This is a genomic window from Variovorax sp. GW822-FHT04A09 (assembly GCF_058801005.1).
This window is the reverse complement of sequence record NZ_JBXAMV010000002.1, coordinates 389,820-402,898: the sequence shown is the minus strand read 5'-3', so window position 1 is coordinate 402,898 and position 13,079 is coordinate 389,820. Positions and strand designations below refer to the sequence as shown.

Below are 13,079 nucleotides of genomic sequence, written 5' to 3'. Positions count from 1 at the left end.
CACCGTGATCAGTGGGCACCGGCGTCGCGCAGCAGCCCGGCGGCGCGCTGGCCGAGGGCATCGGCCCCCGCGAAGTCGCCGGCCTCGGCCAGCGCGTGCACACGCACCAGCGGCGCATCGCCTTCCGGATCGCCCCAGGCGGCATCGATGCGCAGCGTGCCGTCGGGCTGGCGGCGCGCATGGGCCGCGAGCGGCATGGAGCAGCTGCCGCCCATCGCGCGGCTCACGGCGCGCTCGGCGGTGGTCGAGAGCCAGTCGCCGCGGTGCGCCAGCGGTGCCAGCAGGTCGATGAGGTCCTGGCGGTCGGCGCGCACCTCGATGCCGAGGGCGCCCTGCCCCGCGGCGGGCAGCATGGTGTCGGGGTCGAAAGCGACGCGGATGCGGTCTTCGAGGCCCAGTCGCTTGAGCCCGGCCGCCGCCAGCACGATGGCGTCGTAGTGGCCTTCGTCGAGCTTGCGCAGGCGGGTGTCGAGGTTGCCGCGCAGCGGTTCGATGCGCAGGTCGGGCCGCTGCGCGCGCAGCAGCACCACGCGGCGCAGGCTGGAGGTGCCGACCACCGCGCCCTGCGGCAGTGCGTCGAGCGAGGCGTAGCGCGGCGACACCAGCGCGTCGCGCGGGTCTTCGCGCTCCAGCACGCAGGCCAGCGTGAAGCCCTCGGGCAGCTCCATCGGCACATCCTTGAGCGAATGCACGGCGATGTCGGCGCGCCCGTCTTCGAGCGCGGCTTCGAGTTCCTTGACGAAGAGGCCCTTGCCGCCGACCTTGCTCAGCGTGCGGTCCAGGATCTGGTCACCACGGGTCGTCATGCCCAGCAGGCTGACGCTGTGGCCTCGTTCTTGCAAAAGCGTTTGCACGTGTTCGGCCTGCCACAGGGCCAGCCGGCTTTCGCGCGTGGCGATCACGATGTTGCTCAAGATCGCTCCCAAAAAAGTACATGGTTTCTGACCTCTGGAATGCTAGCATGTTGCGCCGCAGCAACGGAGGCGGCGCGTCCATTCAAGTCCCCAGGAACAACATCGAATGAAAGCCAGCAAGACTCCTGCATCTCCCGCCAAGCGCCGCCAGACCGAAGACCAGCCATTGATCGACGACATCCGGCTGTTGGGCCGAATCCTCGGCGACGTGATCCGGGAGCAGGAGGGCGACGAAACCTACGCGCTGGTCGAGAAGATCCGCACCCTGTCGGTGTCGTTCCGACGCGACGCCGACCATGCCGCCGACCGCGCGCTGAAGAACCTGCTCAAGGGCCTGAGCGCCGCCGAAACGGTGCGCGTGATCCGCGCCTTCACCTACTTCAGCCACCTGGCCAACCTGGCCGAAGACCGCCACCAGATCCGCCGCCGCACCGAGGCCGAACGCGAAGGCGTGCAGGCCGACGGCGACCTGCAGACCGCCCTGGCCCGCATCCGCAAGGCCGGCATCAAGCCCGACGAGATCGTCGCCTCGCTGGCCCACAGCTACGTATCGCCCGTGCTCACGGCGCACCCGACCGAAGTGCAGCGCAAGAGCATCCTCGACGCCGAGCGCGCCATCGCCCTGCTGCTGACCACGCGCGACGAGATCAAGCTGCGCCAGAACGCCTATGCGGGCGGAAAAGACGCGCTCTCCCCCATCGAGCTGGCCGACAACGAAACCCAGGTGCGCATCCGCGTCACGCAGATCTGGCAGACGCGCATCCTGCGCTTCTCCAAGCTCACCGTGGCCGACGAGATCGAGAACGCGCTGAGCTACTACGAGGCCACCTTCCTGCGCGAGATCCCGCGCGTGTACGCCGACCTCGAGAAGGCGCTGGTGCAAGGCGGGCAGACGCCCTCGGTCGCGCCCTTCCTGCGCATGGGCCAGTGGATCGGTGGCGACCGCGACGGCAACCCCAACGTCACGGCCGAAACGCTCGAGTACGCACTGAGCCGCCAGTCGGAGCTCGCGCTGCGCCACTACCTCACCGAGGTGCACTACCTGGGCGGCGAGCTGTCGCTGTCGGCCACGCTGGTCGATGTGTCGGTCGAGATGCAGGCACTGGCCGAGCGCTCGCCCGACACCAATGAGCACCGCAAGGACGAGCCCTACCGCCGCGCCCTCACCGGCGTGTACGCGCGCCTGGCGGCCACGCTGCGCGAACTCAGCGGCGGCGAGGCCGCGCGCCATGCGGTCGCGCCGCAGAACCCGTATGCGAATGCCGAGGAGTTCCTGGCCGAGCTGCGCACCATCGAAGAGTCGCTGGTCGAGAAGCACGGCACCGTGCTCGCGGCGCCGCGCCTGCGCCCGCTGATCCGCGCGGTGGAAGTGTTCGGCTTCCACCTGGCCACCGTCGACCTGCGCCAGAGTTCCGACAAGCACGAGGCCGTGATCGCCGAGCTGCTGGCCACCGCGCGCATCGAGCCCTCGTATGCGTCGCTGGCCGAAGAGGCCAAGCAGACGCTGCTGCTCAAGCTGCTCGACGACGCGCGTCCGCTGCGCGTGCCCGACGCCGACTACTCGCCGCTCGCCCGAAGCGAGCTGGCCATCTTCGCCGCCGCCCGCACCGCGCGTGCGCGCTACGGCGCGGCGGCCATCCGCCACTACATCATCAGCCACACCGAAACGGTGAGCGACCTGCTCGAAGCGCTGCTGCTGCAGAAGGAAGTGGGCCTGCTGCGCGGGGCGATGGACAGCAACGCGACCTGCGACCTGATCGTGGTGCCGCTGTTCGAGACCATCGAAGACCTGCGCAACGCCGCGCCCATCGTGCGCGCCTTCTACGCGCTGCCGAACATCCAGGCGCTCATCGAGCGCTCGGGTGCCGAGCAGGACGTCATGCTGGGCTACTCCGACAGCAACAAGGACGGCGGCATCTTCACCAGCAACTGGGAGCTGTACCGCGCGGGCATCGCGCTGGTGTCGCTGTTCGACGAGCTGAACAAGAAGAAAAAGAACCCCATCCGCCTGCGCATGTTCCACGGCCGCGGCGGCACGGTGGGACGCGGCGGCGGCCCGAGCTACCAGGCCATCCTGGCGCAGCCGCCGGGCACGGTGCGCGGCCAGATCCGCCTCACCGAGCAGGGCGAAGTCATCGGCTCGAAGTACGCCAACCGCGAGATCGGCCGGCGCAACCTCGAGACGCTGGTGGCCGCCACGCTCGAAGCCACGCTGCTTCCGCAGGGCAAGTCGGCGCCGGCGAACTTCCTCTCGGCCGCGGGCGAACTCTCGACCGCGAGCATGGCCGCGTACCGCAAGCTGGTGTACGAGACCCCGGGCTTCGGCGACTACTTCTTCGGCTCCACGCCGATCCGCGAGATCGCCGAACTCAACATCGGCTCGCGCCCCGCCTCGCGCAACCCGAGCCACAAGATCGACGACCTGCGCGCCGTGCCGTGGAGCTTCAGCTGGGGCCAGTGCCGCCTCACGCTGCCGGGCTGGTTCGGCTTCGGCTCGGGCGTGGAGCAGTTCCTGGCCGCCGCCGGCACCGCCGCGGGCAAGAAGGAGCGCCAGGCGCTGCTGCAGCGCATGTACGTGCAGTGGCCGTTCTTTCGCACGCTGCTGTCGAACATGGACATGGTGCTGGCCAAGAGCGACCTCGCACTGGCCTCGCGCTATGCCGAGCTGGTCACCGACCGCAAGCTGCGCCAGAAGGTGTTCTCGATGATCGAGGCCGAATGGCAACGCACCTCGGACGCGCTCACGCTCATCACGGGCGCCAAGCAGCGGCTCGAAGGCAATGCAGAAATGCAGCGCTCGGTGCGCCACCGCTTCCCCTACATCGACCCGCTGCACCACCTGCAGGTCGAGCTGATGCGGCGCTACCGCGCGGGCGACGGCGGCGAGCGGCTCCAGCGCGGCATCCACATCTCGATCAACGGGGTGGCGGCGGGGCTGCGCAACACGGGCTGACCTGCACACGGCCTCCATGGACAAAGGGCGCCTTGTGCGCCCTTTCCTACGTGCGCTGTCGGCAATGAGGTACCTGTAAGGTCATTTAAAAGGGTACGGTCGGGACACGTTCACAGTTCTCGCAATCGCGCGGCAGCTCGAAGTCGTTTCACAGGAGCCCGTTGCAATGTCCATCCCGCAGTCCCTTTCCCATTCGCATGTCGATTTCGTCGGCAGCGACTTCGAGGCCCTGGCTTCACACATGCACCACTGTGCGCGTGCCCACGGGCGATGGTTCTCGCTGCGAAGCCACATGCAACGTGTGCGCGCGCTCGCTGCGGGCCGCATTGTCACGATGGCCTGCGTGGCCGTGGTGTTGGGCATCGGCCTGTTCGCGGTCACTTGAGCGCCGCTGCCGTCGTCGACCGCCTCCAAGGGCTCAGTCACTACGCCCGGACCCTTCTGCTCGGTCCGCACGACCCGGTAGCCCTCCCGATCCGCGCCGAACTCTTCGGCGCCCAACGTTTCGAACAGCACGGCCACAGCCTGGCTCGTGCCCAGGTGGTGGAAGACGAACACCACCGCGCGCGCGAAGGCGCGCCCTTCTTTCCGCGGGTCGACGAAAACCTCGAGTCGCTGCGCGCCGCCTTCGACTACATCGCGCTGATCTCGCTGAGCGGGCGCTATGTGTCGCCGGCAGCCGAATGGCTGCTCGACAACTTCCACCTCGTCGAGGCGCAGCTCCAGCAGATCCATGACGGCGTGCCGCGCAGCTACTACGCGCGCCTGCCCAAGCTCGTCACGCCGCCGCTGGCGGGGCTGCCGCGCGTGTACGGCATTGCATGGGCCTATGTGGCGCACACCGACAGCGTGCTCAACAAGACGCTGTTCACGGCCTTCCTCAACGCCTACCAGGACATCGACGAGCTCATGCTCGGCGAACTGTGGGCGCTGCCCACCACCCTGCGCGTGGTGCTGCTCGAAAACCTGCGCCGCGTGGCCGAGCGCATTGCCGAGAACAAGGTCGCGCGCGAGATCGCGCATGCGGCCTGGGACGCAGCGCCGCATCTCTCGGTGCAAGACCTCGACGTGCTCTACCGCGCACTGCAGAGCCACGGCCTGCAGGACAGCTACCTCACGCAGCTGTGGCAGCGCCTGCCCGTCGAGCACGGCGACGACATGCCCGCGCTGGTGCGCTGGACCGAACAGCACTGCCCCAACGGCCCGGCGCTGATCGGCGACGCGCAGAACGCGCAGGCCGCGGCCAACCTCACGGTCGGCAACATCATCACGACCTTGCGCATGATCGGCCAGGTCGAATGGAGCGACCTCATCGAGCCCGTGAGCCGCTCGCTGCGCGTGCTGCGCGAACTTCCGAGCTTTGCGAACGAGAGCGAACTCACGCGCCAGCAGATCACGCATGCGATGGAGCAGGTGGCGCGCCACACCGAACGGCCCGAGCGCGAAGTGGCGCAGGCCGTGGTCACGCTGGCATCGGGCGCGCCGGCCGGCGAAGCCGGTGCGGAGACCGACCGCGCCGACGGCACTGCGGGCTATTACCTCTTCGGCCAGGGCCGGCCCGCGCTGATTGCGTCGCTGCAGGCGAACGCCACGCCGGGCCAAGCCGCACGCACCGCGAACACACGCCCCGCGCGCAGCCATCGCGGCTGGCGCCTGCCTGTGTACGTGGGGTCCGTCGCCCTCGGCACCGCGCTGCTGCTGGCCGCCGTGCTGCACGGCCTGCCGCATCGCGGCGACTGGACCGCCGTCGCGGCGTTGCTGCTGCTCGTGTGGCCGCTGTCCGAAGCGTTGATTGCGCTGGCGCAACGCATCATGGCGGAGTCGGTGCGCGTGCAGGCCCTGCCACGCCTCGATTTCGCGAGCGGCATTCCCGAGCGGCACCGCGCGCTCGTCGTCATGCCCACGATGCTGGGTTCGACCGCGAACAACGCCAGGCTCGCGCACCGGCTCGAACTGCACTGGCTCGCCAACCGCGAGCCCCACGCGCAGTTCGCGCTGCTGACCGACTGGGCCGACGCTTCGCAAGCGGCGATGCCCGACGACGCGCCCTTGCTCGATGACGCCCAGCAACGCATCGCCGCGCTCAACGCCAAGTACCCACCGACCGAAGGCGCCGCGCCGCGCTTCCTGCTGCTGCACCGTCCGCGCAGCTGGAGCGAGACGGAGCAGCGCTGGATGGGCTGGGAGCGCAAGCGCGGCAAGCTCGAAATGCTGATGCGCCTGCTGGCCAGCGGCGACGCCAGCGGCTTTCTTCCGCTCGCGCCCGGCCAGCAGCTCGCGCCCGGCCGCACGCCCTATGTGCTGACGCTCGACAGCGACACCGGCCTGCCGCCCGGCGCGCTGCGCGACCTCGTGTCCATTGCCGCGCATCCGCTGAACGCGCCCGAGATCGACATGCCAAGCCGCCGCGTGGTCGCGGGCTTCGGCATCCTGCAGCCGCGCATCGTCACGCCGTTCCCGATGCGCAGCGAGCGCTCCTTCTTCCACTGGGTGTTCGCCGGGCAGTGCGGGCTCGACCCCTACGGCAGCGGCGCCTCCGACATCTACCAGGACGTGTTCGGCAGCGGCTCCTTCACCGGCAAAGGTTTGCTCAACGTGCGCGCGGTGCACGCCACGCTGAACGACCGCCTGCCCGACAGCGCCGTGCTGAGCCACGACCTGCTCGAAGGCAGCGTCGCGCGCTGCGCGATGGTCAGCGACGTGGTGCTGGTCGAAGACCATCCGCACCATGCCGGCGTGGCCGCTTCGCGCGTGCACCGCTGGGTGCGCGGCGACTGGCAGCTGCTGCCGCTGATGTGGCGCGCGCGCCGTTTCGGCATCGACGCGCTGGGCCTGTGGAAGATGAGCGACAACCTGCGCCGGTCGCTGGTGGTGCCGGCGTCTTTCGCGCTGCTGGTGCTGGTGATCTTCACGCAGGCCATGCCGCTGGGCTGGGCGCTGGCCGCCGTCGGTGCGGCGCTCACGCTGGGCCCGCTGCTGGGCGCGCTGGCCGGCCTGGTGCCGACACGGCGCGCCATCGAGCTGCGCCACTTCTTCGACGCGGGCGCGGTCGAGCTGCTGCGCGCCCTGGCTGGCGCGGCCTGGCAGTTCGTGCAGCTGGCGGCGCAAACGCGCCTGCTGCTCGACGCGGCCTTCCTCGCCACCTGGCGGCTGGTCGTGAGCCGCAGGCACCTGCTGCAGTGGACGACGGCCGACCAGGCGCAGGCGCAATCGAGCCAGCGCCTGAAGCCCTTCGTGCGCAGCGCGGCCCCGAGTAGCGCGGTGTGCCTGGTGCTGGCCGTGCTCGCCAACTGGAGCGCCTGGCCGGTGCTCGGCCCCCTGCTCTTCGTGCTGTGGTCGCTGGCGCCCATTGCGGCCTGGTGGGGCAGCCGTGTCGACGCGCAGGCCGAAGACCCGCTCGCGCCCGCGCAACGCAGCTACCTCGAGACGCTGGCGCACGACACCTGGCGCTTCTTCGAGCACGTGGTCGGCCCGGACGACCACCACCTGCCGCCCGACAACCTGCAGCTCGAACCGCAGCCGACCCTCGCGCACCGCACCTCGCCGACCAACATCGGCATGTACCTGCTGGCCACCTGTTGCGCGCGCGAGTTCGGCTGGATCGACACACAAGCCCTGCTGGCGCGCCTCACGGCCACGCTCGACACCGTCGACCGCATGCACAAGCACAACGGCCACCTGTTCAACTGGTACGACACGCAGACGCTCAAGCCGCTGCCGCCGGACTATGTGTCCAGCGTGGACAGCGGCAACTTCGCGGGCCACCTCGTGGCCCTGGCGCAGGCTTGCCGCGCCTTCGCATCGGAAGCAAGCTGCCAGCCCCACGAAGCCTCCGCACTGGAAGCACTGGCCCGACGCTGCGACGCGCTGCACGACGGCATGGACTTCAGCGGCCTCTACGACGCCAAGCGCCACCTCTTCCACATCGGCCTGCGCGTCGAAGAGAACGTGCTCGACGCCAGCTACTACGACCTGCTGGCCTCCGAGTCGCGCCTGTTGAGCTTCCTGGCGATTGCCAAGGGCGACGTGCCGCGCCGCCACTGGATGGCGCTGGGCCGGCCGTTCCTTCTGGTGGGCTTCCAGCCCTGCCTGAAATCATGGTCGGGCTCGATGTTCGAGTACCTGATGCCGGCGCTCGTGATGACCGAGCCCACCGACGGCCTGCTGCAGGTGGCCAACGCCGCGGCCATCGCCGAGCAGCAGGCCTTCGGCCGCGCGCAGAACATGCCGTGGGGCGTGTCCGAGTCGGCCTACTTCGCGCAAGACCATTCGCTCGCCTACCAGTACTCGCCCTTCGGCGTGCCGCGCCTGGCGCTGCGGCGCACGCCGCCGACCGACCGCGTGGTGGCGCCCTACGCCAGCCTGATGGCCGCGCCGTTCGCGCCCGAAGCGGCGGTGCGCAACCTCGAGCTGCTCGAATCGCTCGGCGCGCGTGGCGAGTTCGGTTTTCACGACGCGATCGACTTCACCACCTCGCGCCAGGCCGAGGGCCAGGACTTCACCGTCGTGCGCAACTTCATGGCGCACCACCAGGGCATGTCGCTGGTGGCGCTGTGCAACGTGCTGCGCGACGACGCGCCGCGCCGCTGGTTCGGCAGCGCCGCGCTGGTGCAGGCGCACGAGTCGCTGCTGCACGAGCGCACGCCGCGCCAGATCATCGGCAGCGCCGACCCGCGCACGCCGCCCGAGCCCAGCCAGGCCGAGCTGGCGCCGCTGTTCCAGCCGCGCGTGGTCGATCCGACGGGGCCGGGCTTCCAGCCCACGCACCTGCTGTCGAACGGCCGCTACACGGTGGCGCTGCGGGCCAACGGCGCGGGCGTGAGCCGCTGGCGCGCGTTCAACGTGACGCGCTGGCGCGACGATCCGCTGCGCGACAGCTACGGCACCTTCTTCTATGTACGCGACGAAGGGAAAGCCGAGCTCACCTCGCTCACCGCCCTGCCCGCGCCCGGTGCCGACTGGCACTACCGCACCCGCTTCCTGGCCGACCAGGTGCAGTTCGATGCGACCGGCCCCGGCCTGCAGGTGCGCACCACGGTGCTCATCAGCCCCGAGGACGACACCGAGCTGCGCAACATCACGCTGCACAACTCGGGCGACGAAACGCGCACGCTCGAACTCATTTCGTACTTCGAGCCGGTGCTGTCGAACCCCAAGGCCGACGAGGCGCATCCGGCCTTTGCCAATCTGTTCGTCGAATCGCGCTGGGAACCGGCATGGCGCGCGCTGCTGCTGTCGCGCAAGCCGCGCCTGCATGGCGATGCGGTGGTGGCCGCGGTGCACTTCGTGGCCTCGGTCGATGCCAACGTGCTGTCGATCGACTGCATGACCGACCGGCGCGCCTTCATCGGCCGCAACCGCACGCTGGCCGACCCCGCGCTCGACCCGCAACCGGTCACGGCCCAGGGCAAGCAGGTGAACGGCCTGGACCCCATCGCCTGCCTGCGCGTGCGCCTGTCGATCGCGCCGGGCACCACCGCGCGCCTGAGCTTCGCCACCGCCGCCGACGAAAGCATCGAGGCGCTGATGCCCTGCATCGACCGCTACCTGCAGCCCATGCACGTGGAGCGCGCCACCCGCATGGCGGCCACGCTGGCGCAGGTGCGGCTGCGCGACCTGAGCATCGCGCCCGCGCAGAACCTGGCGCTGCAGGACCTGACGACCATCCTCACCTACACCACGCCGCGCGTGATGAGCGACCGCGGGCTGATCGACCTGCGCCAGATCTGGCGCTTCGGCATCTCGGGCGACAAGCCCATCGTGCTCGTCTACATCCACTCGATGAACGGCATGGGCCTGATCAACACGCTGCTGCGCGCGCAGCCGTGGTGGGGCTTCGGCGGCGTGGCCTGCGACTTGGTGGTGCTCAACAGCGAACCCAACTCGTACCTCATGCCGCTGCAGCGCGAGATCGAGATGCTGCGCACGCGCGTCGCACAGCAGACGCAGAACAGCTTTCCGCGCAACGACACCGCCGGCTTCTACCTCTTGCGCGACCAGGACGTGGTGCCGTCGGAAAAGGCCGCGCTCTCCAGCCTGGCGCGCGTGGTGTTCACGGCCGACGGCCGTGCGCTCGAAGTGCAGGTGGCGGCGTTGCACGAGGCACGCAGCCCGACGATTGCGGACGACAGCAGCGCACCGATTCAACACCGCACGCCGCTGTTGAGCCGGCAGGCAACCTCGCCGGCCCACACGGCCCCCACCGGCGACTTCGACGCCGAGAGCGGCGAGTTCCGCTTCGAGGTCGGCCCCGACCACCGCACGCCGCGCCCGTGGATCAACGTGATCGCCAACGCCACCTTCGGCTTCCAGGTGTCCGAATGGGGCACCGGCTACACCTGGGCCGGCAACAGCCGCATGCACCAGGTCACGCCCTGGTCGAACGACCCGGTGCAGGACCCGGCCTTCGAGCACTACCTGCTGCAGGACGTGGCGACGCGCGAGATGCTGCCGCTGACACCTGCCGGCGGTGGCGACGGCACCACCCGCCACCGCGTGCGGCACGGCCAGGGCTACACCGTCTTCGAGTGCCGCCAGGGCAGCCTCGTGCTCGAAACCACCTTCTTCGCGGACCGCGACGAGGCCGTCAAGCTGGTGCATGTGCGCGTGCGCAACGAAGGCGCCGGCCAGCGCCGCCTGCGCGCGCTCGCGATGGTCGAGTGGCAACTGGGCGCCGCGCGCGGCGAACGGCGCACCGTGCATTGCTGGAAACCCGAAGACCAGCCGGCCGTGTTCGGCCAGCAGCGCGAATCGAGCGCGGGCTTCGGCGGCAGCGCGGCTTTCCTGCTGCTCGCCGGCCTGCAAGGCGCGACGACCGGGGCCACGCAATGGACCTGCGACCGCAGCGAGTTCTTCGCCGGCCGCGGCATCGTCGAAGTGCCCGACACGCTGGCGCGGCGTGCGGGCAGCGGGCTTGATGCCTGCGCGGCCCTCGGCGGTGAATTCGTCGTCGCATCGGGGGAGACCGCGAGCTTCAGCTTCGTGCTGGGCCACGCGGGCAACGCCGATGCGGCGCTCGAGCTTGCGCGCCGCTGGCGGCAGCGCGACGTGCCCGAGGCGCTGGCGCAGGTGCGCGGCTTCTGGGACGAGCTGCTGGGTCGCCTGCAGGTGCGCACGCCCGATCCGCTGTTCGATGCGCTGGTCAACCGCTGGCTCGTGTACCAGACGCTGGCCTGCCGGCTCTGGTCGAAGGCCGGCTTCTACCAGGCCGGCGGCGCCTTCGGCTTTCGCGACCAGCTGCAGGACGCGATGGCCTTCGCGCTCACCGACCCGCCGCGCCTGCGCGCGCAGATCCTCGTGAACGCGGCGCGCCAGTTCCCCGAAGGCGACGTGCAGCACTGGTGGCACATGCCCGGCGGCGCCGGCGTGCGCACGCATTTCTCGGACGACCTGCTGTGGCTGCCGTATGCGTCGGCGCACTACGTCGAGGTGACGGGCGATGCCTCGCTGCTCGACGAAATGGTCGGCTTCATCGAAGGCCCCGGCATTCCCGAGGGCGCCGAAGACGCCTACTACGCGCCGCAGAACAGCGGCCGCATGGCCACCGTGTTCGACCATGGCGCGCGCGCCATCGACCGCAGCCTGAAGACCGGCGTGCACGGCCTGCCGCTGATGGGCACCGGCGACTGGAACGACGGCATGAACCGCGTCGGCCACGAAGGCCGTGGCGAATCGGTGTGGCTCGCGTGGTTCCTGTGCAGCGTGGTCGAGCGCTTCGCGCCCCTCGCGCAGGCGCGCGGCGAACACGAACGCGCCGCGCGCTGGACCGCGGCGCGCACGGGCTGGATCGCCGCGCTGCACGACGCCGGCTGGGACGGTGCCTGGTTCCGCCGCGCCTTCTTCGACAACGGCGCGCCGCTGGGCTCGTCGATCAACGGCGAATGCCGCATCGACCTGATCGCACAGGCCTGGTCGGTGCTCTCGGGCGCCTCGGACGCGGCCCACACCGGCCCGGCCATGGCCGCCATCGGCAAGCACCTGCACGACGAACCGGCCGGCCTGCTGCGGCTGCTGGCGCCGCCGTTTTCCCAGTCGACCCACAACCCGGGCTACATCCAGGCCTACCCGCCGGGCGTGCGCGAGAACGGCGGCCAGTACTCGCACGGTGCCGTGTGGGCGCTGATGGCGCAGGCGCTGCAGGGCGACCATGAAGCGGCGTGGCAGAGCTTCGAGGGCTTGAGCCCGGCCCACCGCGCAAAGCACCCCGCGCGCGGTCCGGTCTACGAGCTGGAGCCCTATGTGATGGCGGGCGATGTCTATGGCGCCGCGCCGTATGTGGGCCGGGGCGGCTGGAGCTGGTACACCGGCTCGGCCGCATGGCTGCACCGCGCGGCCGTCGAGACCTTGCTGGGCCTGAACGTGAAGGGCAGGCAGTTGTCGATGACGCCGCATGTGCCCGCGCACTGGCCAGGCTTCGAGCTCGCGCTGCGGCTCGGCACGCACCGGCTGACGCTGCAATGGGGCACCGTCGAAGGCGCCGCCGCGCCCACGCACCATGTGGCGGTGGGCGAATGGATCGACTGGCAGGCGCTGCCGGCGGAGGCGGTGCTGCGGGTCGCTCAAGCGGCAGGCAAGGGGCAGATGACGGCGTAGGTTATGGTCCGGACCCGCTTTCACCCCGCGCATTCATGACCAAAATCCAGTTCCGCCGACGCGTCATCGTCCTGATCCTCCTGTGCGTGGCCGTGGGCGGCGGCATCGTGCGGCACTACGCGGCGCCCGGCACCACCACGCGCGACATCGCCACGCTGCTGATGGTGCTGTGGGTGCCGATCATCGGCAACGTGATCACGTGGCTCATCGGCAAGCTGCCGCGCCGCACGCCGAAGCAGGCGCCGCCCGCAGGCTTCGACGCGCTGCCCGAGTTCACGCCGCACCTGGCCGTGGAGCTCACCTTCCGCCGTCCCTCGGTGCCGGCGCAGGACGTGCCGCTGGGCCCCGGCGAATACCGGGGCGCGCTGGTGCTCGACACCGAAGGCTTCTCGGCGCGCTGGCGCGTGCCGCAGGGCACCTCGCTCGCGCGCGGCACGCCGATCGCGCTCGACATCGAATTCCTCTCGCCGGACGTTGCACAGCCGAAGTTCGTGCAGGGCACGGCCTTTCGCGTGCTGGTCGATGAATCGTTCGTGGCCGACGGACAGGCGCTGCAGTTGCGCCCTGCCCACACTTAATCCCGGCAACTCAAAAAGACGGTGATGGCGAAAGGCGCCATT

At 70.1% G+C, this 13,079-nt stretch carries 5 protein-coding genes; 4 read left to right on the top strand and 1 reads right to left on the bottom strand.

The features are described 5' to 3' along the window. Positions 1-8: 8 nt before the first annotated feature. Positions 9-914 (bottom strand): hydroxymethylbilane synthase, encoded by a 906-nt coding sequence (gene hemC / locus AC1RLW_RS12950; RefSeq protein ID WP_493193332.1) that lies wholly within the window; start codon positions 912-914, stop codon positions 9-11. A gap of 106 nt (positions 915-1,020) precedes the next feature. On the opposite strand from hemC, the gene ppc reads away from it, so the two are divergent. The 4 genes from ppc (at position 1,021) to AC1RLW_RS12930 (ending at position 13,037) form a co-directional block, all read left to right on the top strand. Next, positions 1,021-3,867 carry a phosphoenolpyruvate carboxylase gene (ppc, locus tag AC1RLW_RS12945; RefSeq protein ID WP_307586635.1) on the top strand — a complete coding sequence of 949 codons (2,847 nt, stop codon included), beginning with the start codon at positions 1,021-1,023 and terminating at the stop codon, positions 3,865-3,867. A 166-nt stretch (positions 3,868-4,033) separates the two neighbouring features. Then, positions 4,034-4,252, top strand: a complete 219-nt coding sequence (locus tag AC1RLW_RS12940; protein WP_492697209.1) for a hypothetical protein — start codon at positions 4,034-4,036, stop codon at positions 4,250-4,252. Next, complete coding sequence (locus AC1RLW_RS12935; RefSeq protein WP_493193330.1) at positions 4,249-12,459, top strand: glycoside hydrolase family 94 protein; 8,211 nt, start codon at positions 4,249-4,251, stop codon at positions 12,457-12,459. The genes AC1RLW_RS12940 and AC1RLW_RS12935 overlap by 4 nt, the downstream gene beginning before the upstream one ends. Positions 12,460-12,494: 35 nt before the next feature. Then, positions 12,495-13,037: a hypothetical protein gene (locus tag AC1RLW_RS12930; protein ID WP_493193328.1), complete on the top strand. Its 543-nt coding sequence runs from the start codon at positions 12,495-12,497 to the stop codon at positions 13,035-13,037. The last annotated feature ends 42 nt before the right edge of the window (positions 13,038-13,079 follow it).

Excerpts from the sequence above, each read along its gene's own strand:
- ppc (WP_307586635.1), top strand. The coding sequence starts at position 1,021 with ATGAAAGCCAGCAAGACTCCTGCATCTCCCGCCAAGCGCCGCCAGACC.
- AC1RLW_RS12940 (WP_492697209.1), top strand. The coding sequence starts at position 4,034 with ATGTCCATCCCGCAGTCCCTTTCCCATTCGCATGTCGATTTCGTCGGC.
- AC1RLW_RS12930 (WP_493193328.1), top strand. The coding sequence starts at position 12,495 with ATGACCAAAATCCAGTTCCGCCGACGCGTCATCGTCCTGATCCTCCTG.